Origin of the sequence: Nitrospira sp. (assembly GCA_030653545.1) — a bacterium.
In the GTDB taxonomy this organism is placed as follows: domain Bacteria; phylum Nitrospirota; class Nitrospiria; order Nitrospirales; family Nitrospiraceae; genus Nitrospira_D.
The window spans coordinates 126994-150282 of record JAURZE010000007.1 but is presented as its reverse complement, the minus strand read 5'-3'; the positions used below and the strand labels follow the sequence as shown (position 1 = coordinate 150282).

General features: G+C 60.7%; 20 protein-coding genes. 9 read left to right on the top strand and 11 right to left on the bottom strand.

All coding sequences use genetic code 11. From position 1 onward, the window contains the following. The 4 genes from Q7U39_02960 to Q7U39_02945 all read left to right on the top strand — a co-directional run. The coding region (locus tag Q7U39_02960) for an IS3 family transposase (protein MDO9116894.1) at positions 1 to 113 on the top strand (113 nt) is incomplete at its 5' end. Between the two features lie 109 nt (positions 114 to 222). Then, complete coding sequence (locus tag Q7U39_02955; protein ID MDO9116893.1) at positions 223 to 630, top strand: nuclear transport factor 2 family protein; 408 nt, start codon at positions 223 to 225, stop codon at positions 628 to 630. 156 nt (positions 631 to 786) lie between these two features. Then, complete coding sequence (locus Q7U39_02950; protein ID MDO9116892.1) at positions 787 to 1605, top strand: sterol desaturase family protein; 819 nt, start codon at positions 787 to 789, stop codon at positions 1603 to 1605. A gap of 84 nt (positions 1606 to 1689) precedes the next feature. Beyond that, a complete protein-coding gene (locus Q7U39_02945; GenBank protein MDO9116891.1) occupies positions 1690 to 2052 on the top strand; it encodes a hypothetical protein in 363 nt (120 codons plus the stop codon). 96 nt (positions 2053 to 2148) lie between these two features. Here the strand turns inward: Q7U39_02945 and pyk are convergent, their stop codons facing one another. Beyond that, positions 2149 to 3606 (bottom strand): pyruvate kinase, encoded by a 1458-nt coding sequence (gene pyk / locus Q7U39_02940; protein MDO9116890.1) that lies wholly within the window; start codon positions 3604 to 3606, stop codon positions 2149 to 2151. A gap of 119 nt (positions 3607 to 3725) precedes the next feature. Here pyk and Q7U39_02935 point away from each other — a divergent pair, with 119 nt between their 5' ends. Next, complete coding sequence (locus Q7U39_02935) at positions 3726 to 6065, top strand: 6-phosphofructokinase (protein MDO9116889.1); 2340 nt, start codon at positions 3726 to 3728, stop codon at positions 6063 to 6065. 78 nt (positions 6066 to 6143) lie between these two features. Here Q7U39_02935 and Q7U39_02930 read toward each other — a convergent pair whose 3' ends face one another. From Q7U39_02930 to Q7U39_02885, 10 genes are all read right to left on the bottom strand, one after another. Beyond that, complete coding sequence (locus tag Q7U39_02930; protein MDO9116888.1) at positions 6144 to 7319, bottom strand: NnrS family protein; 1176 nt, start codon at positions 7317 to 7319, stop codon at positions 6144 to 6146. Positions 7320 to 7359: 40 nt separating this feature from the next. Beyond that, positions 7360 to 8787, bottom strand: a complete 1428-nt coding sequence (locus tag Q7U39_02925) for a hypothetical protein (GenBank protein MDO9116887.1) — start codon at positions 8785 to 8787, stop codon at positions 7360 to 7362. Positions 8788 to 8790: 3 nt separating this feature from the next. Then, positions 8791 to 9288, bottom strand: a complete 498-nt coding sequence (locus tag Q7U39_02920; GenBank protein ID MDO9116886.1) for a sigma-70 family RNA polymerase sigma factor — start codon at positions 9286 to 9288, stop codon at positions 8791 to 8793. A gap of 12 nt (positions 9289 to 9300) precedes the next feature. Next, positions 9301 to 10293: an amidohydrolase family protein gene (locus tag Q7U39_02915; GenBank protein MDO9116885.1), complete on the bottom strand. Its 993-nt coding sequence runs from the start codon at positions 10291 to 10293 to the stop codon at positions 9301 to 9303. Positions 10294 to 10327: 34 nt separating this feature from the next. After that, on the bottom strand, positions 10328 to 10960 hold the full coding sequence (locus Q7U39_02910; GenBank protein ID MDO9116884.1) for a lysophospholipid acyltransferase family protein: 633 nt from the start codon (positions 10958 to 10960) through the stop codon (positions 10328 to 10330). Positions 10961 to 10968: 8 nt separating this feature from the next. Continuing rightward, positions 10969 to 11910: a phosphatidate cytidylyltransferase gene (locus tag Q7U39_02905; GenBank protein ID MDO9116883.1), complete on the bottom strand. Its 942-nt coding sequence runs from the start codon at positions 11908 to 11910 to the stop codon at positions 10969 to 10971. Then, positions 11907 to 12515, bottom strand: coding sequence for a CDP-alcohol phosphatidyltransferase family protein (locus Q7U39_02900; GenBank protein MDO9116882.1), 609 nt, complete (start codon positions 12513 to 12515; stop codon positions 11907 to 11909). Before Q7U39_02900 ends, Q7U39_02905 begins: the two co-directional genes overlap by 4 nt. 113 nt (positions 12516 to 12628) lie before the next feature. Beyond that, positions 12629 to 14848 (bottom strand): DUF2238 domain-containing protein, encoded by a 2220-nt coding sequence (locus Q7U39_02895; GenBank protein MDO9116881.1) that lies wholly within the window; start codon positions 14846 to 14848, stop codon positions 12629 to 12631. Between the two features lie 11 nt (positions 14849 to 14859). Further along, on the bottom strand, positions 14860 to 18288 hold the full coding sequence (locus Q7U39_02890; GenBank protein ID MDO9116880.1) for an acyl-[ACP]--phospholipid O-acyltransferase: 3429 nt from the start codon (positions 18286 to 18288) through the stop codon (positions 14860 to 14862). Positions 18289 to 18434: 146 nt separating this feature from the next. After that, positions 18435 to 20282: a hypothetical protein gene (locus Q7U39_02885; protein ID MDO9116879.1), complete on the bottom strand. Its 1848-nt coding sequence runs from the start codon at positions 20280 to 20282 to the stop codon at positions 18435 to 18437. Between the two features lie 45 nt (positions 20283 to 20327). Here Q7U39_02885 and Q7U39_02880 point away from each other — a divergent pair, with 45 nt between their 5' ends. From Q7U39_02880 to Q7U39_02865, 4 genes are all read left to right on the top strand, one after another. Then, entirely contained in the window at positions 20328 to 21203 is an 876-nt protein-coding gene (locus Q7U39_02880) for a 50S ribosomal protein L11 methyltransferase (protein ID MDO9116878.1), read from the top strand. 3 nt (positions 21204 to 21206) lie between these two features. Beyond that, positions 21207 to 21710, top strand: coding sequence for an MOSC domain-containing protein (locus Q7U39_02875; GenBank protein ID MDO9116877.1), 504 nt, complete (start codon positions 21207 to 21209; stop codon positions 21708 to 21710). Positions 21711 to 21714: 4 nt separating this feature from the next. Then, the gene (locus Q7U39_02870; protein ID MDO9116876.1) at positions 21715 to 22377 is read left to right on the top strand and encodes a class I SAM-dependent methyltransferase; all 663 of its coding nucleotides are present in this window, start codon (positions 21715 to 21717) and stop codon (positions 22375 to 22377) included. A 114-nt stretch (positions 22378 to 22491) separates the two neighbouring features. After that, the gene (locus Q7U39_02865) at positions 22492 to 23280 is read left to right on the top strand and encodes a formylglycine-generating enzyme family protein (GenBank protein ID MDO9116875.1); all 789 of its coding nucleotides are present in this window, start codon (positions 22492 to 22494) and stop codon (positions 23278 to 23280) included. Positions 23281 to 23289: the final 9 nt, after the last annotated feature.

Sequence of the window (23289 nt, the reverse complement as noted above, 5' to 3'; positions counted from 1 at the left end):
CCACCGCCGAGATCTATGATTACATCGAACTGTTCTATAATCGCACTCGTCGGCACAGCCATCTGAGCGGGGTCAGTCCGGAGGCGTTTGAAGCCGTGTCGGAACGGGCTTAACTGTGTCCGCAAAAGCCTGGGAAGTCCATTCTGAATTTCTTCAGGAGACCGAGCGTTTCTTGGACAAGAAATTCAGAATGTCCCAATTAACCTCCCCCAAAAAGTCCGCATGGCCGAAGATGCCTGGAACACCCGTGATCCCCAGCGAGTAGCCCTGGCGTATACGCAGGATAGCGTCTGGCGCAATCGCGCAGAGTTTCTTGCCGGACGCGACGCCATCGTGCAGTTCCTGACCAGAAAATGGAGCAAGGAGCTGGACTATCGGCTCATTAAGGAGCTGTGGGCGTTTCATGGCAATCGGATTGCGGTTCAGTTTGCCTATGAGTGGCATGACGATGCTGGGAACTGGTTCCGGTCCTACGGCAATGAGAACTGGGAATTCGACGAGCACGGATACATGCAGCGTCGTATTGCTAGCATCAACGATCTGGCTATCGACGTAAAGGACCGCAAGTACCACTGGCCGTTGGGCCGCCGTCCGGACGAGCATCCGGGGCTCTCAGATCTGGGCCTCTAGCTTTTCGAGGTCGATTGGTAAAGGTGTAGTCAGGTTTCGTGGTCCGGCGCTGGTCCTTTCACAGATCTGTCGTGATGTGTGAGTTCCGTAGGGCTTCAGAGGCCATTGATCTGTGAGCATTGGATTCATCGGGGGCAGCATGAGCAGGAGGGGGCTATGGGGACAGAAGGTCTGGTCCGTGTGGGTGCGTACCTCTCCGTGCTGGTCATCATGGCCACGTGGGAACTGCTGGCGCCGCGACGGGCGTTGACGGCGTCGAAGCTCTGCCGATGGGGCGGCAATCTCACGATCGTCGCATTGAATACGGTCATCGCGCGGTTGTTCTTCATGGGCGGCGTGGTGGCTGTCGCCGCCATGGCGCAGGAACGTGAATGGGGATTGTTGAATTGGGTCGAGGGGCCCGTCTGGCTCGAATTCGGGCTGGCGGTGGTGGCGCTCGATCTGATCATCTACTGGCAGCATCAAGTCTTCCACTACGTGCCGATCCTCTGGCGGTTCCACATGATGCATCACTCGGATTTGGATTTGGACGTTTCGAGCGGAGTACGGTTTCATCCGGTCGAAATCATCATCTCGACAGGCGTGAAGGCACTCTCGGTATTGATGTTGGGTGTCGCGCCGCTGGCGGTCGTCATCTTTGAGATCGTGCTGAACGCGACGGCCCTGTTCAATCACAGCAATGTAAGGATGCCATTGGGGCTCGATCGAGTGCTGCGCTATGTGATCGTCACACCGGATATGCACCGCATCCACCATTCCACCGACGTGCGAGAAACCAACAGCAACTATGGATTCAACGTGCCCTGGTGGGACCGGCTGTTCGGCACCTACTGCGCGGAACCGGCCTTGGGGCAACTGGGGATGAAGATCGGCCTCGAACATCTCGGCCCGCCGGTCTGCTTGAATCTCTTTATGATGTTGCGGTTTCCCTTTGTGGCCACTCTCGGTCGTTACGCCAGCCGAACTCAACCATGAGATTCTTCATCGGATGTCTCTCGAACTAGCGGAATATCGATCGCCTCTCCCCCCGCGCAGAGAGATTCCGGTACAATCCGTCCCATGCATGAGTTCTTGCTGGTGCTGGCCAGTCTAGTCGGAGTCGTGGTGATCGGCTTGATTGCGAAGGCGATCACGCCGGAGATCATGATTGAGTTCGGACTGTGGATCCTGGCCGGAGGCTTGCTGATCGGGATTCCAGCGGGGTTGTGGTATCACGTGGTCTTGTACCGCGCACTCAAGCGGCGGATGACGCTGCCGTCATGGTGGTGGCGGAGGCCGGTTGAGTTGCATGACCGGCTCACGCCGATCGAGTTCGCGCCGGTTCGTCCCTGGTTCGTGGCAGGCGCGGTCGGCTTCGTCCTCTGCTGTGTGGGCGGTGTTGCGGCGATCGCAGGGTTGTCGATCGGGCAGTTCTCTCCGTAACTCAGCGCCGTTGGGTCCGTGATCGGTTGGATATGCGGAAACCGGCTTGGCGCTCTGATCTCTCAGCGGCCGTCTACCGTGAGTGCGGCACGCCGCTTATCCTACGACGTGCAGCTTGATCAGATTCGTGCCCCCCGGTTGCCCGATGCGAGTCCCGGAGAGGATGACAATTCGTTCTCCGGTTTTAGCCAGTCCCTCCGCTTTCAGTCGTCGCTCGGCCTCGTCCACACGGGCATCGGTCTGTTCGATCTGCGGCATGGTGTAGGGGCGCACGCCCCAATAGAGGGCCATCCGTTTCCTGACCGGCTCAAACGGGGTGAAGGCGATGATCGGTGCGGCGGGTCGTTGTTTCGAGATGAGGTGCGCCGTCGTGCCCCGCTCGCTGAAGGCGACGATGACGCCGGCGTTGATGGCTTTGGCGGCCGAGGCCGCTGCGGTACAGATCGCTTCGGGGAAGGCCATGTCCCCCCAATCGGTGTGACGCTTGGGTCTCACTCCCGGCTCGGGACCTTCCTCCGCTGCGCGAATGATGCGATCCATGACCTGGACGGTTTCAACCGGATGCGCACCGATGGCCGTTTCAGCCGACAGCATCACCGCGTCGGTGCCGTCGAACACGGCATTGGCGACATCTGAGGCTTCCGCTCTGGTGGGACGCAGGGCTTGGGTCATCGACTCCAGCATTTGCGTGGCGGTGATCACGAGGCGGCGGCGGCGGTTGGCTTCCATGATGATACGTTTCTGCAACAGCGGCACGGCTTCAGGACTCATCTCCACGCCCAGATCCCCCCGCGCAATCATGACCCCGTCCGCTTCGTCCAGGATCGCGTCCAGGGCGGTCACGGCTTCGGCCCGTTCGATCTTGGCAATGATCGGCACCGTTCCGCCGCATTGAGCGACCAAGGCCCGCGCTGCCAGGATGTCTTCCGGTCCTCTGACGAAGGAGAGCGCCAGGTAGTCCACGCCGTGGGCGATGCCGAACCGGATGTCTTCCCGGTCTTTGTCGGTGAGGGTGGGCGCGCTGACGATGGTGCCCGGTAAATTGATTCCCTTGTGCGAGGTGATCGTCCCGCCGGTGGCGACGGTGCATTCGACGGCTCCGCCGGCGATGCGATCGACCATGAGTTCAATCAGTCCGTCGTTGATCAAGACTCGCGCGCCGGGTCGGAGGTCCCGGGCAAGATAAGGGTAGGTGACCGGGATTTCGGGGATGGCGGAGTGCGCCCTGGCGACGGATTGGGCGCCGAGCTGACCGCCGGACCGCGCCAGCATCGTCTGCAGCCGCACCGACTGGCCCGTGGTTACCTCGATCCCCTCATCGGGTAAGTCGCCCACGCGAATCCTGGGTCCTTGGAGATCCTGGATAATCGCGACGGCAGCCTGGCGGCGCTCCGCCGCCTGGCGGATCGTCGCGATGGCGGCTGCATGGGTGTCATGAGCCCCATGGGAGAAGTTCAGCCTGGCGGCATCCATTCCGGATGCAATGAGCCGATCCAACATCGCCAGCGAACTGCTGGCGGGCCCGATCGTACAGACTATCTTTGCTTTTCGCATAGGACGCTCCTCGGCCCTTGACAAGAATCGGCGGACACCCAATGATGCGCTCGTTCACGCCCGGTGCTGTGTGCCACCCACTGGTGGTCGGGCCAACTACCCGGAGGTGAAGGAGGGGCATGCAGAGTACCACAGATTCGCTCGATTTCGTGACGATTGAAGGCCTGCTGGCCTACGGAGAGCAGTTCGCGCGCCGGCCGGCCATCGACGGCGTATCGGCGCCGGCCGCTCCAGCTCCATCGAATGACCCTGCGAACGACCGTGCCGCGCAAGCGCGCCAGGCGATGGCGCAGATCACGGCGTTTGTCGACCGCGCTCACGCTGGATTTCCCGATGCCGAAGCCTATCGATCGGCCAGGCAAGCCCTGATTGATGACGCCTGTGCCGGTGACCCGCTGGTGTTTTTTGCCGCCTGGAACCGTGTGCTTGCGGAGGGCGCGCTCCAACCCTTGATGCGGGCGCCGATCGGATCCGTATTGAAACCGACTCAGCGGCGTCCGGTGGCGATCGTCCCGCGTGCGCAGCTTACGCCACAGCTGGCGGACGGGCGTATCGTGCTCGACTTGGGCGATGAACGATTCTGGCTCCTGCCTCGCGAATTGTCCGGTCGCACCGTGCTCTTTACCATGCGTCATGGCATTTCCCGCGTGGAGAGTAAAACGCACCGGGTCGGTCGCCGGTTGGCGAATCAACTGGATCCTGAACGGGGCATCCCGCGGGCCGACGCTGTGGGGACCGCACTGGCCCGGATGGTCGGCGTGGTCGGTCAACAGCTGGATTTTCTCCATTTGTCCAATTACCTGGATCCCGCCAGGTTTCTTCACTTCATCAGCCGGAGCCCGAACACGCGGCAACTCTTTGAGCGTGTGGGGGCTGCGCTGGTGCGTGATCCGCTTCCTCCGGCCGGGGCGGCCTATGCGCCTGCGTTGGAGTCGTCGGATTTCGGGTGGATCACCGGCGTCGAAAAAACGGTGGAGGCTCAGGAACTTGCCAAGGCCTTCGGCGTCGATGTGCCCACTGCGAAACGGCTGATCAAAGATCCCCTGTATTGTTATCCCGGTGGGAATTCGTTTTTTGATCTCTACGTCGATGTCATCGATGGGTTGCATCACATGGGGGAGGCGCATCAGGGCCAGGTGGCGTGCCTCTATACGCACAGTTCGACGTTGCGGGCCCTCATGATTTATCTGGACGCGCGCCCCTTTCACGAAGCCTTCACCGAATTCAGCGACTATAAAGAGAGTCAGGACAATGTCGTGCTGCTGACGTTTGAGAAAGGGCACTTGTCCGGCTATTCCACGGCGGTCGGACTATCGGAGCGGGAACGGGTCTCGCGGGATTCCTGGATGGCGGTCGAACAGGTGCGAAAAGACCGGGTGACGTTGAAACCTCGGCAGATCAAACGGATCGTGGCGCTGGTCTCGGGGGGAGACTTCGCCGGCGCCGGCGCCGCATTGAAAGAATTGCATGTGCAGGGGGCTCGATTCGGCCTGGATGTTCACTTCGTCCGGCACGGATTCCTCGGGCTCGCTAATAATTGGATCGAACCGGTGACGGAAGAGGATACGCGCGGCATGAGCAGTCATGCGAGCAGTCCCATCGGCAGCAGCCGCTTCGAGGACTTCAAGGACGAACTGGTTCAGCGGGCGGCGGTCGGGCACCTCGCGCCTTTTCTGGAAGACGCCGCGTTGGTGGTTCTGGGAGGAGACGGGAGTTTCCGTGGGGCGCGGGCGATCTACGAAGGGTTCGGCGTGCAGGTGGTGGGCATCCCCGGCACGATCGACAACAACCTCGAGGGCACCATCTCGCTCGGCTACCATTCCGCCATGGCCCTGGCGGATCAGTCGATTGAGTCGCTCAAGGCAACCAGTGCCGCCATGGGAAGCGTGTTTTTCGTTGAAGTGATGGGCGCAGGATCGGGGCATCTGGCGCTCGCCTGTGCCTATCAAGCGAGGGCCGAGGGCCTATTGGTCAACGAACATCCCGATCCCGATGCCTATATCGATGAGGTGATCATCGGCACGCTGAAGCGCACGTTGGGGGTGCCCAACAAGAGCCACTTGTTTGTCGTGGCCGAACGAACCCCCCATCGCCATCATAGGGAGGGAGGAGTGCATGGCCTGGTCGATTACGTGGCCGGTGCGATCGGAGGATGGCCCCAGCGCCACGCAAGGCCCGGTCAGTATCCGTTGACGCTCGCGACCAAGGCTACCATTCTCGGCCACACGTTGCGGGGCGCTCCGCCGACCCCGGAAGACAAAGCCATCGCCCAGCATTTGGCCTATGAGACGGTCCATCGATTAGTGGAACGTCCGCAGGATGTGGTGGGATGCATGATGGCCTATCGCGAGCGCGGGGCGATCGAAGCGATCCCGCTCCATGCCGTGGCGCCTAAACAGTTCGACTGGGATCTCTTCGCCAGGATGCATGGCACGGAGTTGCGCAACGGACCGCCGTAAAACCTGATGCGTGAGACGTGAAACGTCAGATGTGAGACCTGGGATCTGAACCACGAACGAGAAAGGGTGTGAACGGCCTTACTCGTCGAGGCTGGGGCGAATGAGGTAGGAGCCGTACAAGGCGGCAAAGAGAAGATAGGCGCCGCTCCAGAATGCCGCCGCTGCGCCGAGTACGAGATTCGGCGGCAGACCCGACATTGGCCCGAAGACTCGCAGCAGCGCACCCAGGTTGACCAGCATGTAGATCACGATAGTCAGGCGGTCAGCCTGCTTCGGTCGTCCGGTATGACCTAGGCTGGCGCGGGTCATCACCGCCAGGGTCATCGCACCGACTGCGCCGGTCGTCAGCGCGTGCACCGCATCAGCCGGTTTCAGGCCGAATCCGAGTATCGATCCGCCGATGATGAGCAGCGAGAACGCGAGCCAGCCATACCCCATATGCAGGATCAGCACGATCGGCTCGCGCCATGTGAGCCACCCGCGCCAGCGGGCGAGACGGACGCTGTTGGCCAGTCCTGCGATGCTCAAGAACCATCCCGTTGTTCCGGCTTGCGGCTGAACCACCCAGGACAGGGCCGCGATCACTGTGAGAAGAATCGTCAGTCCATCGAATCGGGAAAAGGATGGAAGCTGGTCTGGAAGGCCTCGTTCGGCCAGGTAATCGCTGGTGAAGCTGGGCGTCACACGCCCCCCGATGAGCGCCAGTAACAGCATCATGAGCGCGACGGCCATCCGCTCCGGAAGATCCGTCTCTGACCCCCTCAGCGCCAGCACATGAAACAGGATATTGGCGGCTGCATAGAGACTGATGACGATGCCGATCGGTGCGCGATCCCACGCTTTCCCCGCTATGATTTCCCGCCAGACAATGGCGGCCAGCACAGCCAGATAGCCCGCATCAATGAGAGCCGAAACCAGCGGCGTCGGCCATGGCATGGCGATCGTCAGACGTCCGGCCATCCAGAGAGTCACTAAGGCCAGCAGCGGCGTGCCTCTGAGCGGAGGCCGGTCGGTCCAGTTCGGCATCGCGGTCAGGAGGAAACCGGTGATCACGGCGGGCAGAAAGCCGAAGAGCATCTCGTGTACGTGCCAATCGCGCGGCGCATAGCGGAAGGGTGAATCCGTCCATCCAGACAGAATCAGCGCCCAGACAGGAATGGCTATGCCGGCGAACAGGGCCGCGCTCAGAAAGAACGGGCGGAATCCGTAGGACAAGAATGCAGGGCCCTGGTAGCTGGGTTGTTCTGTCGGCATAGGAAAAGTATGCGCCCTTCGCGTGCGTCGTGAGTAAGGATTATTGCTGGCGGGTCAGCAGAATGTCGACAGCGATTTGCGCGGTGGGGGAGGGATCCTGGCTGACGATGTAAGTGGACTGTTCCTGCGGACCCGTTGGACTTGAGGCGGTGACTGATTCCTGGAGTTGGTTTGGTGCAACCCGGTTGAGGAGCGCGGCCTCTTGTCTTGAGATGGGCCCGAACGGGACGCGAGACAGACGGACGATCACGGTGCCGCTGTCAGCCGGCAATGGCAGGCGCTGCCGTTGCCCGGCGTGAATCTTTTCCGAAATATGACCGCTGTCTTTCTGTGGCAGCAGCAGTTGGGTGTTGGCCGATCCCACATTTCGCCATACCTGAATGTAGCCGTCTTGATTGGGTTCGAGGGTTATGTGCACGGGTGTTGAACTCATCGAAGCCGCGGCTGCATTGACTTCCTGGTCATGTCCGTCGGGAGTCCGGATCACAAAGCTGTAGCGGAGCCCAAGGGGCTTGTCGGGTATTGGAGGGGCAGCAGCTTTGCCGAGCTGGGAGAGCCCTTCGAGTTTGCGCTTCAACGGACTCGTCTGCGGCTCGGCTTCGGCCAGGGGCTTCATGGCGCGTTCCTGGGCTTGGGCAATTCTCCCAGTATCGGCGCCGGTGCCATAAAACAAGGCTCGTGCGCCGGCGATCGCGGGGCTGGTTTCTGACAAGGATGCTCCGGCCGGCGTCCGTGCTGTCTTGGCCTCAGGCATGGCCGCTGTCGGTGGTGAGCCGGCGGAGAGTGGACGCTGGACTATTGCCGCGACATCGTCTGGGGGCTTCCCCATCGAGATGGCCGGTGCGGCTGTTTGCTTTCGATCTTCTTCTTGTTGTGTCTTCTTCGGCGCATTGTCGCGAAGGATATCAGCCGGAACGCTTGCCTGCGGTGGTGCGGTGGCTGATCGTTCGCGGGTGACACTCGTATCAGCCAGTGAGTCCTTCTTCGCCGCGATTGCTGAGAGGCCCTGATTCTCCTGGGCCTGTGCCTTTGATTCAGCCGGTTTGGCCGCTGACGGCTGGGACAGTGCGGGCGGAGGAACGGATGGCGCGGCAGATGGTGTTGCTTCAGTCTCAACCGTTTGGACGGCTTGTTTTAGACTGTCCTGATAGAGCTTGGTGCCCAGGACGACTGCGAAGACGGCCGTGGCCAGTCCTCCCGCCAGTGCGAGATTGGCGGGTCGTCGGAACCAATCCAGCCATGAGGCCGACCCGCCTGCAGGCGCCGGAGTTGTATTATTCAAGGATTGGAGCAAACGGCGTCGCACAGCCGGGTCAGTCAACAGTTCTTTCAGTGCCTGCTCGTCGGCCAAGGCATTGAAGAGTTGCTGGTCTTGCATGGCGGCGGTGAAGAGCTGTCGGCGTTCCTCCGGCGTCAGCGTATCCGCCGCGAAACCGCCGAGGAGTTTTTCAAGCTCGTGTTCAGCCATGGTTTATTCCCAGCTGCCGTCCATCGCCGCCAACAGCTGCTTTCTGCATCGAAGGTCCCAGGTATAGATCGTATTGATTGACTGTTGCCCCATGATCTTCTGAATCTCGGGAAAGGTTTTCCCCTCCAGTTTCCACTTGAAGAGTTCCCGGCAGCGCTCGCCGAGTTGCATGATCGCGGCGAGTAAACGGTTCACGCGCTGCTGTTGGTCGAGCTGAGTGGCCGGATCATCGCCGGGATCGGCCAGCGGCAATTCCTCGACCGACTCCTGATTGTACTCGCCTCGCCGGAAGGATTTGCGGTGGGCGTCGAGCATCTTGAACCGCAAGATCTGAAATGCCAAGGGGACCAGTTCGGTCAAGTCGGTGACCGCGGGGTACTTCTCATGAAGGACGACCAGCGTCTCCTGGGTCAGATCTTCGGCATGGTCTCTCGATACTCGTGATGTCGCGAAGGCGAGAATCCTTTCGCGAAGCGAGGCGAGTATCTGATTGCGGTCCATCGGTGCACCTGACTACCGGATCGATTGAATCGTTGAATGGGGAAGAATGTCGCCGAGGGAGCGGAAGCCCAGTTTCAGTCCATTGCACACTTCAACCTGCCGGTCGAAACGGTTCTTGGTTTGTATCATCTTGCGCAACGTGCCGAAGGCGACGCGTCCCCAGGCAGCGATGTGGAAGACCGAGAGCGGGTAGTCGGTCCCGAAGAGCAGGCGCTCGTGTACCTCCGGGTAGTTGCGCAGGTGCAAGAGCATCCTGAATCGGTTCGGCAGCGTGAGAGCAGAGATGTCCGAATAGAAATTGGGGTAACGGTTCACGAGGTCGCGCAAGGTCGGCAGAAACTTTTCATAGAGGATCAATCCATAGCTGCAGGCATGGGCGGCAATCACGGTGGCCCCTTCTTCGAGAGGAACACGCAGTCGCTCAGGATCGCCGACCGATTGATCCTTCCCGATGAGGCTGAACTCGTAGCCGACGTGGCTCAGGAAGGGCAGCTTGCGTTCGGCCAATGCGCGATAGAAGGGTTTGTAGTTGGGATTGGCCGGATCGAACTGCTTGGCGTTCGGGAGGACTTTCACCAGGACCGCGCCGGCATCGGCGCAGCGGTGAACTTCGTCGATCGCGTCCCGCCGTTGGGGATTAATCGACACGCCTGCGAGCAATTCATTGGGATGGGCCCGGGCGGTTTTCAAGACGTAGTCGTTGCTGATGAGGAAGTCGGTATGGGCCTCGTTGAGTCGACCGTTGTGATCGTAAACCCCGTCCATCCCAAGCATCACGGCTTTTTGCACATGCTTAGAGGCACGTAATTCAACGAGTAGATCTTCCAGGTACTTCTCATTGGCTTCACGCGGGCGATCGACGGAGAGGCCGTGTTTCCAAAACAGGAAGCGAAAGAGCGGGCTCTTGAGCATCTTCGGCGAGATATAGCAGCCGTTGTCGCCGTCGGGCAGCGCGGCCAGGTGCACATGACAATCGACCAATGATTTAGTGGGTCCAGTAGTCACCTTGAATGCCTCTTATCCTATCCGAAGTCGCCACTTATTCCCAGGCAGGTCTGTATCCTTCATCCGCTAGGGCTTTGATCTCTTGTTCGAGCGTTATCATGAAACTTGTTCGATCGCCGCTCCAACGAATGGGCTCCCCAATGAACACATCGCAGAAAAACGGGACCAGGATGGCCTCCCCTTTGGGCAGGGCTTTCCCGAGGCCGTGGAGAAAGATGGGTGTAATGGGAATCTCAGGGTTGCGCTTGGCCAGATGGGCGATGCCTGTTTTCAAGGTGCCCATCTGCTCCGGATCTCCCCGCGACCCTTCTGGGAAAAGGATCAGAATCTCTCCGTTCTGCAAGGCCTCAGAGCATGCGGCTAACGGGTCCTGGCGTCGGTCGATGACCTCGCGCTCAAGCGGAATGATGTGCATGACGTTCAAGGCAAACCATGCCAGCAGACGATTGCGAAGAAAATAGTCCTTAGCCGCCACAGGCCGAAGGCGCGGCAAGAGCGGCCATGGAAGGAGTGTCATCAAGACTAAGGTGTCCAAGTGGCTGTTGTGGTTCGAGACGATGATAGCGGGCCCCTTGGCGGGGATCCGTTCGCGATGACGGACATTGAGCCCCAGCACCACCAGGACGAGAGGCCGAACGATTAAGAGGAAAAACAGCTGCTGGAACACGGGGCCCCTCAATAGTGGAGATAGTAGACAAAATGGAACAGCAGCGGGGCGGTGTAGGTCAAACTGTCGATCCGGTCGAGGATACCGCCGTGGCCGGGCAACAGGCTGCCGCTGTCTTTGACGCCGATGTCGCGTTTCAACGCCGAGATGGTCACGTCGCCGATGAAACCGCCTAATGCGATCAGGAGCCCCGCACCCAGTGATTCGACGAGCGTCAGGGGGGTGAGGTGAGGTGCCAGGAGCATCGCCAAGGCAATGGTCGTTCCCATTCCGCCGAGAAACCCTTCCCAGGTCTTGTTGGGGCTGACCTTCGGGATAATCTTATGGCGTCCGGTGAGCTTTCCCCAGACGTATTGGGCGACGTCGTTGAACTGCGTCAAGAAGATAAGATACAGGACCAGCCCCGCGCCGCCGCCGGCCGGATTTCTTGCCCCGTCCAAGACCAGAAAGAAGGCCGCATGGCTGAGGCTGAAGACCATCGTCATGAGGCCCCAGTGCAGCGTGCCGGCCGCCCGGAGAAAGTCCTTGGTGTCCCCGATGATGACCATCCTCATGGGCAGCAGGAGAAAGAGATACACAGGGATGAAGATGATGAACATGCCGTACCAGTGCTCGTTGACCCAGTAGTACTGGAAAGGAATCGCGGCATAGGCCCAGAACAGCACGCGGCGATCCGCGCGTCTGGTCGGGATAAGGGATAGGTATTCCTTCAGTGCGAGAAAGCTGACGAAGGCAAAGAAGAAAATTGAGGCTGTTCGGCTGAGGAGAATGGCGCCGGAAAAAATCCCGATCATGATCCACCAAGACCGGATACGCTGGATCAGCTCCGTATAATTCTTGTCCGGATGCCGCCGTTTCAGCAGCGCGGCGATGAGCGAGGCGACTACGAGAATGCCGAGGACTCCGCCCAGGGCCGTCAGGACCGATGGTGTGAGATGCGACAGCATCATCGGGGGCTCTCTCGCAACGCCAGTCTGGCACGGTTGTAGATTGTGAAGAGCGAGAGCAGCAGCATGATGGACAATGTGACGGTCACCCAGGTTCCTTCTGCCACCCCCAGTCCGAGCAGGAGCGCGATCAGTCCGAATGCGAAAGCCCGGTCGCTCTTGCCCATCGGGCCGGCATAATTGCGAGCGGCGCCGATCTGAATCGCCACGACGCCGACCATCTCCACCATCACGGCCAGGATAACGATACCAACCACCAGCCAATGATTGAAGGCCGTGGCCAGCGCCAACGGCAGATAGAGTGCCGTGTCGGAGACGACGTCGCCCAGTTCGTTCAGGACCGTGCCGATTTTCGTCTTCATATTATGTTCGCGCGCCAGCATGCCGTCGATGGCGTTCAGGGCCATGCGAACGAACAGCGTTCCCGGGAGGAGCAGAAGCAGTGAGGTCTGGTCAGGATGCGAGGCAATCGCGCCACCGATCAGGCAGGAAAGTGCCAGGGCCGCCAGCGTGACGTGGTTGGCCGTTACCTGCGCCGCGGCCAGTGCGCGAGTGAGGGGGCGCAGGACATTCTGAAACGCCGATTTGAGTTGATAGATACTGGCCATGGCGATCTACGGACTCCTGCAAGCCTGTGTCAGCGTAGCATGCCGACTCGGAAAGCCAAGTCAAATCGCCCTTGTTCGATAGCCGACCGCGCCGTCTTCACAGACGAACGTGGCTATCGCTTACGGATCAGGAGGCGGCCTAGCCAGACCAACCCGACCATGCAGCCGGCTGTGAGTGCGAGCACAGCACCTGGAATCGTTGCCGCTTCGACCGGCGCCGGAGCCACGCGCAGCTCAGGTGGAAACGGGCGAGGCGGCACGGGGACCGATTTCCACTTCGACCGGTCTGATGGCACGCGCTGCTGATATTCATCGAGCGATGCCACGGCAGAAGTGCCCATCGCACGGCTGGAGGGAATCTGCGGGATGTGAACATAGAGCACGGCTTCAACATCTTCCGTCAGCCAGTGCTCGAAGGGGGTGAGTGTTCGCTGCAGATTGGATGGCTGCAGGAGGTGGAGGAGATCGTTTCCGATCGCCTCAAAGGTGACCCGCGGCAGCAGGCGGGTGAGTTCCTCTGAAAAATAGCGATACACCTTCAGCCCGCTGGTCAGGCTGCGATCTGAGGCGGCCATGTAGACATAGCCCGCCGTCGCCTTCAGCCGGTTGCTGGCGCCTTGGTGAGGAATCTGCCAGCCGAGCGTGCGGAGTTGATCGATGCTGAGTCCCGCGCAGTTGAGCAGCGAGTGATCGTAATCCAGCTCGTGCCGGTAAAAGCGGCGAAACACGTCCTGGATGGCGGCTTGATAGGCAGCCGGGATGCGATCTTGTTTCAAGACCAGTACGAGAAGCGCGCTCGGCCGATAGTAGGATTGCCCGCTGTTGAGGTCCATGAGGTAATTGTCCATGGGGACCATCGCGGGGAGAATGCCCTTTTCGCTGACCACGTCGGCGTCGTAAAAGTTGTTCACCATCCAGTCGGCCCATTCGCCATCAGGGCCGACGCGTCCCGTGACGATGCCGAAGTGTCCCCCGTGGGCCTCGTCGTCGTCGCCTTGCGCGCCGTTCAGAATGGCGCCGAGGACCGGCTTCCCGGCCCATGATCTGTCTGCTTTCCCCCACAAGAGGCGGGTCGTGATGGTGTCTGCGGGAAGCCCGTCCGTGTTTTCCATGAGGTGTGAGATCGTTCGGTCATCGGCGGCGACCGTGCGCGCCCGATCGGGTGTGAGGAGATAGTCCGCCGGCCAAATAGTGCGGGCTTCGAACGCAGATCCCTCCGCTGTGGAGATGGTGCGGCCGCGCAGGCGCAATGGATGCGAGGTGAAAAAGCGCGCGGTGGCGTCATTGTAGTACGACTGATTGGCCGGGAGCTTCGGCGCCAGGCGAAGAGCTATGGAGCCGATGTCGGGGATGTCGAGATGAGTCTGCTCCGGTCCGAGGGTGGCGCGGGGAATGAATTCCGGAGAACCCAGCCACACCAGAAAGGGCGGCTGATGGGCGACCCCTTGTTGCTCCTGCGCCAGGGGAATCGCAATGGCTTCATCGGCAAAATACCACAGGGCTTGCGGCGGCGTGCCGCAGTCGCTGCATCGACCGGTCGTGGCGGTGAAGGCCGACCCGTCGAAGAGTCCGAGCGGTTCGCGTCGCAATGGTGACCGGCCGATCTGCGCAGTAGATGGGGGCATCGTTCCGTCAAGCGCCGGTGCGGCTATGACGGGGCCCGGGTCGAACACGACTGTGGTGGCGAGTAGGATCCCGGCAACCGTGATTGGCGGGGCGTGTGAACTCATCTGTGAGCCGGATTGAGTGCGAAGCTGTCGATCATGCAGCGGGGCGAGCAGCAGTTGCGCCGTGATCGTGCCGATCAGGGCCATGGTCATGTCCCACTGCGTATCCCATTCGTCGCCTTGGGTGGCGAGAAAGGTTGTGGCGGATTGGTTGAATACGAACGCGCTGGCGCCTTCCAAGAGTTCATAGAAGGCGCTGAGCCCGAGGCCGGTGGAGCAGACCAGGAAGAAGAGCCAGCCCCCTCGTTGCAGCGAGGATGTCCGCAGGAGGAGTTCGCGCATTACGATGGCGGGCACAAAACCCTGTGCCAGGTGTCCGAGACGATCGTAGTGATTGCGCGTAAACCCGAAGGCGTCTTGCACCCATCGGCCCAGGGGGACCTCGGCATAGGTGTAATAGGCCCCGATCATGAGAATGATGGCATGCCCGGCCATCAGTCGATACGCCAAGGGGGTGAGCGGGAACCGGTCATGAGTACGGATCAGGATGGGAATCCCGATCAGCACGGGGAAGGCCTCCAGGAGCCAGACGCCGTGATGTTTCGGGTTGAGACCTGAAAGGATCAGGCCGATCACGACGAGCATGAGGAGCACGTGACGTTCCACGAAGTGGGAGGTCATCCGCGGGTGCCATCCGCAGCCAATCGCTCCATGGCTATCCGTTTGACCCCGCGAAGATCCAACTTGCCGGTGCCGAGGATCGGCAGCGCGTCGACTTTTACGAATTGGCTCTTGACCGGGATGAAGAGATTGGGCAACCCGCTGGCGGCGAGTTTGTCGAGTACAGCCGGGATGGTCGCCTCGTCGATGGTGTAGAGCACGGCCAACCGTTCGCCCTTTTTCTCATCCGGGAGACCGGTCACGGCAAAGACTTGCAGCTCGGCGCCGGCCGCCTGTTGCAGCGCTTCTTCAACTTTCCCGTGCGGGACCATCTCGCCGCCGATTTTCGAGAAGCGGGAGAGGCGATCCGTGATCGTGAGAAAGCCGTCCTCGTCCAGTGTCGCAATGTCGCCGGTGATGTACCAGCCGTCCTTCATGGCTTTGGCCGTGAGGTCTTCGCGGCCCAGATAGCCGCTCATGACATTCGGACCTTTGACCAGGAGCATGCCCGCCTGGCCGGGCGACAGGATGGCCCAGGTCTCGGGATCGACGATGCGCACCGACACACCGGGGAACGGCTGGCCGACGGTGCCGCGGCGCGAGGCGACCTGATAGAAACCGGAGGCGCGGAAGTCCGGACAATTGGATGAAATGACGGGGGCGCATTCTGTCACACCGTACCCTTCGACGGGGGCGATGCCGAACTTGTCTTGGAATGCCTGCACGAGGCGAAGCGGGAGTTTTTCCGCCCCCGTGAGCACGACACGCAGGTAGCTGAATTGCTCCGGCGTGCAGCGGCGCAAATAGAGTTGCAAGAAGGTCGGAGTGACGACCAGCAGGGAAATGCGGTACTTGCTGCAGAGCTCGCCGATGGCCCCGACATCCAACGGAGACGGGTGGAAGACGACACCGGTGTTGTGACGCGCATAGAACCAGAGCAGCATATACCCGAAGGAGTGGAAGAAGGGCAGGATGCCCAAGGCGCGATCGGCCTGGCTGATGTGGATGACCTGCCCCGCGCCTTCGACGTTCGAGTTGATGGCGAAGTGCGAAAGCATGACGCCTTTCGGTTCGCCAGTGCTGCCGCTGCTGAAGATGATCGTGGCCAGATCGTCCAGGCTGATCGGCTGCTCGCGTCCGCAGGCGCGCTCCAGGATTCCGATCGGCGCAAAGAGTCCGAGCAGCAAGGCGATGAATTGTGCGCTGCCGGAAATCGTCTTGGCGATATCCTCCAGATACAAAATGGTGACGCCTCCCGGGATGTCGAGCTTGGCCTTCTCGATAAACAGGCGGCTGGTCAGCACGGTCTTGAGGCCGGCCTGAGCGACTGCCGACTCCAGCCCGACCCGACCGACGGTGTAGTTCAAATTGACGCTGGTTTTTCCGGTCAATGCGGCGGCGACATTGAGCAGCGCGCCGGGTACGCTTGGTGGCAGCAGCAATCCGACATAGCGTTGCGCGTTCCAATGCGGCTTCATGGCACGTGCCAGCGTAATGGTGCCGAGCAAGGCTTTGAGTCCGGTGATGGATGGACGTGCGGCGTCCGCCATCGCGAACGTAAGGGGATGTCGGCGCCAGGCCGAGATAACCGGGCGGTGGATCGGCTGCTGATCCGCTTTGCGGAGCGTCCAGGCGGCTTCGCCCAACTCGCGCACGAGTCGGCGGAGTTCGTGCGCCGGGGTGTCGGCCGGCTGCGGCGCGCCGAAGGAGACCGTGATCGGATAGGGGATCTGTTCCGGAAGCTTCCAGATAAAACGTCCTTTCACGAAGCTGAACAGGCTGCCCCAGACGCGATCCAGATGGACCGGAATGATCGGAACCGTGCGGCCTTTCACGATGCGTTCGAAGCCACGGCGGAACGGCAGCAGGGTCCCGGTTCTGGTGATTTGCCCTTCCGGGAAGATGCAGACGATCTCGCCGTCGTCCAGCGCCTGACCGGCGCTGCGTAGCGCGCGCAGGATGATCCGCGGTCCCCCGGAAGAGGAAATCGGGATGACCCGCATAATGTCCATCACCCATTTGAACAACGGATGGGTCGCATAGGCGGCATCGACCACGAAGCGGACCGGGCGATCGAGGCTGGCAATCAGGAGGAAGCCGTCGACCAGCGACATGTGGTTGGGCACCAACAGCGCTCCGCCGGTCTGCGGCACATTCGAGGGGTGGACGACGCGGACTCGGTAGACCGTTTTCGTCAGGAGAATGAGAATGAGACGGACGAAGGCGCTGGGGACCAGCCACAGGGCCCAGAGCGTGCCCAAAAACGTCGCCGCGGCCGCCGCGAGGAGAATACCGGTGGTGGAGAGGCCGAGTGAAGCAAAAACGCCGCCGCTGAGCGATCCCATGAGTACGCCACTATACGTACATGTATTCGAGAGGGCAATAATGCTGCCGCGTCGATCGGCGGGGGCATGCCACTGGATCAACGAGTTTACGGGTACGACAAAGAGTCCGCAGGACAAGCCAAGCCCCGCCATCAAGATGAGTGTGCCGTAGAGTCCGGGACCCAAGAGCCCCAGCAGCAGGAGAAACGTACAGATTCCGAAGGCGCCCATCGGAATCAATCCGTACTCGACACGCTCACCGGATAGCGTACCTGCGAGCATTGCGCCGGCGCCGATGCCAATCGACAGGAGCGCAAGGGGGAGGCCGGAGAGCGAGTCTGAGAGATGCAGCGCCGTCTTGGCATAGACCAACATATCCTGGCCGACCAGGCTGGCGATCGTCCAGAAGAAGGCGGAGCCGAGAATGGCGAGGAACAAGGTTTGGTCGGAGCGGACGGCCCGAATGGCACCGCCCAGAGTGGAGCCGATGCCTCCCTCTGTGCGGGCGGCCGGAACGGCCGGGACGGTCAGTGATGCGCCGAAGCCAATGAGGGAGAACACCGTGAGTGCCAGCGGAGCCAGCCAGGCGGCAGAGCCTGCGCCATCCAGCAGCATTCCGCCGACGGCGGTGCCGCCAAGAATCGCGAGGAAGGTGCTCAATTCAAGAATGCCGTTGCCCTGGGTGAGCCGGTCATGCGGCAAAATCTCCGGCAGGATGCCGTACTTCGCCGGACTGAAGAGGGCGCTGTGGGCACCCAGGCAGCCGAGGACGATCAGCGGCAGGATGCCTCCGGCCGGATCGATGAAGAGGGCGACCGTTCCGGCGGCCATGAGGCCGACCTCGACGGCTTTCATGGACACGATGACTGTACGCTTACTGACGCGGTCCGCGACGACGCCGGCCACGAGCGAGATCAGCATGAGCGGCAGGGTGAAGATGACGAAGGTCAGAGTCGTTTGCGATTGAGAAGCCGATTCCAGATCCGCGCCTGGCGCCATGGTCGTCGCGACCTGGCGAATGCCGAGGAGCGCGACCATGAGTTTCCAGGCGTTGTCGTTAAAGGCGCCGAAAAACTGTGCGATCAAGAGACCGCGAAGCGGATGCGACGATGGAGTAGTCATGCGGTACGCCAGGGTGAAGTGCAACTGTTTGCATAACTATGGGGCAAGCTCATATTGAGGTCAAAGAAAACGTCGCTTGGAGCGAAGGAATGCGGGTATTCCCCCTCGTCAGGGTGAGCTGGATGCAATGAAACGCGTCCCCGTGTTTATGATTCAGGCGGGCGGTCCGTCGGCAGCCCTTCCAGTTCCATAATCCGCAAGGCATTCGTCGTCGGGCAGGGACCTGGGCGAAGCTGATAGTCAAACTGCAGCGTGCCGGCTGAGACGGTTTCCTGAAAGTGACAATTAGTGAGTCCGGGAATCGATTGATCAAGATCGGCGAGTTCCAGATCGTGGGTCGTGACCAATCCGTAGCCGTTGCCTCTTGCCAGCGCCCGCACATAGGCGCGACTGCCGATCAGCCGCTCGCGATTATTGGTGCCTTTGAAAATCTCATCGATCAGGAACAGCACCGGGGGAGCGTTCCGATCCTCCGTCGCCTGGAGGAGCGCTTTCAGCCGTTTGACTTCCGCATAGAAGAAGGACAAGCCCGCATCCAACGAGTCGTCCACGCGAATGCAGCAGGCCAGACGGCTCCAGGTCCATGCAAACCGCTGTGCGCAGACCGGCGCCCCGGCTTGCGCGAGACAGAGGTTGATGCCAATCGTCCGGAGGAAGGTGCTCTTGCCCGACATGTTCGAACCGGTGACCAGATAGATGGTGCCGCAGCGCGCGAAGGAGATGTCGTTGGTGACACGGTGCTGCGATGGGATGAGCGGATGGCCGAGTCGGGTGACGGTCAGCGCCGTAGGGCTCGCTGGATCAGGCCAGACGTAAGACGGATGGAGATAGGCAAAGGTCGCGAGGGCCGAGGCGGCTTCGACTTCGGCGAGGCAATCCAGCCAGAGAGGGAGCAGGTCCTGTATCCGCCGTTGAAACTGCTGCAGGCGAAACGTGAAGAAGAGATCCCAGGGGCAAAGCGCATTGAAAACGAGATGAACCAGCGGATGGGCTTTGACGCTGACGCCATGGAGTACCCAGGCCAGACGGCGAATCAACGCCGACGGGGCCTTATCCGTTTCTATGAGCACGCGGCAGGTCGCGGCGAGTGCAGAGCCAGACTTCCGGGCCCGTTGTTCCAGGAACTGTAAGACGGTGCCCAGCTTCTCGACTTCGTGATGCAAGCCGACGGCATGTTCGAGCAATTCCTCTCCCTGATCGGTCTGAAAAAAGATCACCGCATAGAGGCAGAAGGAGATCATCCAATAGGCCGGCAAGAGATTGAGCAGCGCGCCAAGGCCGAGAATCAGGGTGATGGCAGCGAGTACGGCCTGGATCGGAAGGACGATGTGCAGATAGGGGAGATGCAGGTGATGCTGCAGGATCGCCGTCATGCGTTGTCCGTTGATTTCAGCCTCGCCCGTCAGTCGGGCTTGGACGTTCAGCCGGTCTCGAAAGCCGGTCAATCGAGTCAGTGCTCTGACCAGCTGTTGCCTGGTCTGCCAGATCTGCTCGTCCGGCGGTTGAGTGAGGAGCCAGGATGCGAGCCGGTCGTGCCCCTGTGTGGACGTGGTCGTATCGAGCAGATGGAGGAGCGAGTGCGGTCCGATCAGGTCGAGGTCGCGCGCGTAGAGATGGGCGTCCGCCGTGACAGGATAGCACGGAGGGAGCGCCTGCCAATCAAGGCGAATCCGGGCAAGGTGTTGGCGCTTGATCCCGGACCACAGCGTGAGCCGATGAATCCGGTGTTCGAGCCTGTTATGATACGCGGCGATCGTGAGAAATCCGATGAAGAACAACAGGAGCGACCAGTTACCGGCATCGTAGTGTTCCAGCCGGTAGAGACCGACGGTGATGAGCAGTCCGGTCAGAAATAGGACGCCTCGCCAGCGGGAGAATTGTGTGCTGGCCTGCGTGCCGAGCCGGTGCAGGCGCTCGCCCCGTTGTAGGAGACGGGTGAGGGTGTGTTCGCGTTGGGTGGCGGTGTGGTCGGACTTCACGATGAGATCGACCATACTGGGAAGGGATTGGTCTCGTCAATTGATTGAGAGCGCGAAACGATGATGCTGGAATGGATCGACGTGAGTATTCGCAGTGCGGTGGATCCCGGGGAATTGCTCGGGTTGCTGGGCGATCCGCATGTGCGGGGCGCATGGGAGGATCAAGGGGTGACCCATCTCTATTGGTCTCGGGATCAGTGGAGTGGCGACCAGTTGGGGCAGGTCCGTGCGGCGCTGGATCAACTCGATCCCTCCGGGCAAAGCAGCGGGACCGTCCATGTCGGGGATCTGCCGCATCAGGATTGGAATCGCCAGTGGGCGCAGTCGGTCAAGCCGCTCCGGGTCGGGCGCCGGCTGGTCATTCGACCCAGTTGGGAGTCTGCGTCATTGCTGGACGGCGATCTCGACATTATTCTCGATCCCAAACAGGCTTTCGGGACAGGCCACCACGCGACGACCCGCATGTTGCTGGAGTGGCTGGAGGAACTGATTCACGGGGGCGAGGCGGTGCTCGATGTCGGATCCGGCAGCGGCATTCTGGCGATGGCGGCCTTGCGGCTCGGCGCGCGGTCGGCTGTCGGCGTCGAAATCGATCCTGTGGCGGTGGACTGTGCCCGGGAGTGTGCGGGCCAGAACGCGTTCGGTGCGGAGTTGGAACTTATCTGCGGGACGCTGTCCGATGTGGCTATGGATATGAGGCCGGATCTGGTGGTCGCGAACATCGATCGGCAGACGCTCTTGCTGCTGGCCGATGAGTTGGCCGCCTATGGCATGGCCGGTTCCCGACTCTTTTTCTCAGGTCTGTTGGTTGAGCAGGTGGAGGAAGTCATGGCGCGGTATGCTTCGTCGGGACTCTATCCGGTCCATCGGCGGGAGCAAGAGGGCTGGGTGGCGCTCGAACTTGGTCGATCTGAGCCTTGTGAAGGACAGGAATAGACTATGAGTCGAGGACGACCGCCTTATCCCCACCTTCATCAGATCAGCGTCTCGGACGGAGGAGTGCCGAAGAGACCGGTGTTTGAGGCTCGCGTGACTGTGCAGGGCATAGAAGGAGATCGCCAGCGTAACTTGAAGGTCCACGGCGGCCCTGATCGCGCGGTCTGTCTGTATTCGTTGGACGTGATTGCGCAATTACAGCAAGCGGGCCATTCCATCGCGCCGGGTTTCTCCGGAGAGAATTTGACGCTGGCGGGAATGGACTGGGAACTTATACGGCCGGGCGTACGGCTCACCGTCGGGCCCGATGTCGAATTGGAAGTGATGAGCTATACATCGCCCTGTAGTCATAATGCCCAATGGTTCCACGATGGGGACTATCAGCGCATATCGCAGAAAAAGTATCCGGGGTGGAGCCGTGTGTATGCCAAAGTGCTGAAGGAGGGTGTCGTTCGGCCTGGCGATCAGGTGAGCGTTCAGGCGAAGGCCGGCCGATCCACGGAGTGAGCATATGACGTCACGTATCCTTGAACCGGAATTGATGGATGATCCTCTGCAAGCCAAGGCCTATGCCGAGGCGGATTTCTCCTCAGAGAATCAGCGCTTCGTCGAGCTATTCCGAGAGTACTTCCCGGAGTTTTCCCATGGCCATGTGTATGATTTTGGCTGTGGGCCGGGCGACATTCCGATGCGTTTGGCCCGCGCGCTTCCCGACTGTCGCATTACTGGCATCGACGCGTCGAGGCCGATGATTGAGTTAGCCGGGCAGGCTGTTCGTCAGGCAGATCTGTCGGACCGGGTGTCTGTGCGCTGTGAACGATTCCAGGATCTTGCCGGGGCCAACCAGGCCGATGCGGCCGTCTCCAATAGCCTGCTTCATCACCTGCCCAATCCCTTGCAGTTCTGGCACAAGCTGAGGCTCTTCGTGAAGCCGGGCTCGCCGGTGCTGGTCATGGATCTGCTGCGGCCCGAATCGCCCGAGGCCGCGCAAGCCATCGTGGAGCAGTATGCCAGTGGGGCGCCCGATATTCTGCGTCGTGATTTTTACAATTCGCTGCTCGCGGCATTTACGGAAGATGAAATCGGTTCTCAGCTCGCTCAGATGAATCTTACCCGGCTCCTCATTGATGTGCCGGATGATCGGCATTGGGTCGTTGGCGGCATCATCCATTGAGAAGAATGCTGAAAAAGGCCACCAACTTTGTTCTCGTCTCGACAAAATCCTCAACGTAGCCCAGAGGCTACGCCTCCGGTTTTCTCTCGCCTGCGGCCGCGTTGGATGGCCTTTTTGAGCATCCTTCTGATGCTGGCAGGCATCGTTTCTTTAAGTGAGGCGCAGTTGGATCGGCTCAGGCGATCACAGGCTCTGGAGCGTCCGCTTCCCACGGAAACGCTGATGGTGTCGATTCCTCAAGGCCCATTCGAGATGGGGGCAGCCGGCACGCAGGCGCTGGAGGATGAACGACCGCTGCATCGTGTGACGCTCGATGCGTTCATGATGGACGTGCATGAGGTGACGACTGCGCAGTATGGCGCGTTTCTCATGGCGACGGGCCGGACGGCTCCATGGTTGTGGGAGACGGTGAGTCCGGTCACTCACAGCGACCGGCCCGTAATCGGCGTGGATTGGCATGATGCCGATGCCTATTGCCGCTGGAAAGGGAAGCGGTTGCCGACTGAAGCCGAATGGGAGAAGGCGGCACGTGGTGTCGATGGGCGGTTATATCCCTGGGGCAATCAGGTCCCGACGAACGATGTCGCGAATTTCGCGCTCGGGGCGCGCTTTAGCTACAGTCAGGTGCTGATGCCGGTGCAGTCGTATGAGTCAGGAAAGAGCCCTTACGGCCTGTATCAGATGGCCGGAAATGTAGGGGAATGGGTCTCTGACTGGTACAGTGCGAATTATTACGAGCATAGTCCGGAGGCCAATCCATTTGGTCCGGAAAACGGCCAGTTCAAAGTGCTGCGTGGCGGTTCTTGGTCGGATCTGCCCAAGTATCTGCTCACCTACGGGCGATTCAAGCTTCCCCCTGAGACGCGCAATAGTTACATAGGCTTCCGCTGCGCTCGATCTTGACGGCTGCTG

Bases quoted from the DNA above. Each gene is read 5' to 3' on its own strand.
- Q7U39_02955 (MDO9116893.1), top strand. From the start codon at position 223: ATGGCCGAAGATGCCTGGAACACCCGTGATCCCCAGCGAGTAGCCCTG.
- Q7U39_02950 (MDO9116892.1), top strand. From the start codon at position 787: ATGGGGACAGAAGGTCTGGTCCGTGTGGGTGCGTACCTCTCCGTGCTG.
- Q7U39_02945 (MDO9116891.1), top strand. From the start codon at position 1,690: ATGCATGAGTTCTTGCTGGTGCTGGCCAGTCTAGTCGGAGTCGTGGTG.
- pyk (MDO9116890.1), bottom strand. From the start codon at position 3,606: ATGCGAAAAGCAAAGATAGTCTGTACGATCGGGCCCGCCAGCAGTTCG.
- Q7U39_02935 (MDO9116889.1), top strand. From the start codon at position 3,726: ATGCAGAGTACCACAGATTCGCTCGATTTCGTGACGATTGAAGGCCTG.
- Q7U39_02930 (MDO9116888.1), bottom strand. From the start codon at position 7,319: ATGCCGACAGAACAACCCAGCTACCAGGGCCCTGCATTCTTGTCCTAC.
- Q7U39_02925 (MDO9116887.1), bottom strand. From the start codon at position 8,787: ATGGCTGAACACGAGCTTGAAAAACTCCTCGGCGGTTTCGCGGCGGAT.
- Q7U39_02920 (MDO9116886.1), bottom strand. From the start codon at position 9,288: ATGGACCGCAATCAGATACTCGCCTCGCTTCGCGAAAGGATTCTCGCC.
- Q7U39_02905 (MDO9116883.1), bottom strand. From the start codon at position 11,910: ATGATGCTGTCGCATCTCACACCATCGGTCCTGACGGCCCTGGGCGGA.
- Q7U39_02900 (MDO9116882.1), bottom strand. From the start codon at position 12,515: ATGGCCAGTATCTATCAACTCAAATCGGCGTTTCAGAATGTCCTGCGC.
- Q7U39_02890 (MDO9116880.1), bottom strand. From the start codon at position 18,288: ATGACTACTCCATCGTCGCATCCGCTTCGCGGTCTCTTGATCGCACAG.
- Q7U39_02885 (MDO9116879.1), bottom strand. From the start codon at position 20,282: ATGGTCGATCTCATCGTGAAGTCCGACCACACCGCCACCCAACGCGAA.
- Q7U39_02880 (MDO9116878.1), top strand. From the start codon at position 20,328: ATGATGCTGGAATGGATCGACGTGAGTATTCGCAGTGCGGTGGATCCC.
- Q7U39_02875 (MDO9116877.1), top strand. From the start codon at position 21,207: ATGAGTCGAGGACGACCGCCTTATCCCCACCTTCATCAGATCAGCGTC.
- Q7U39_02870 (MDO9116876.1), top strand. From the start codon at position 21,715: ATGACGTCACGTATCCTTGAACCGGAATTGATGGATGATCCTCTGCAA.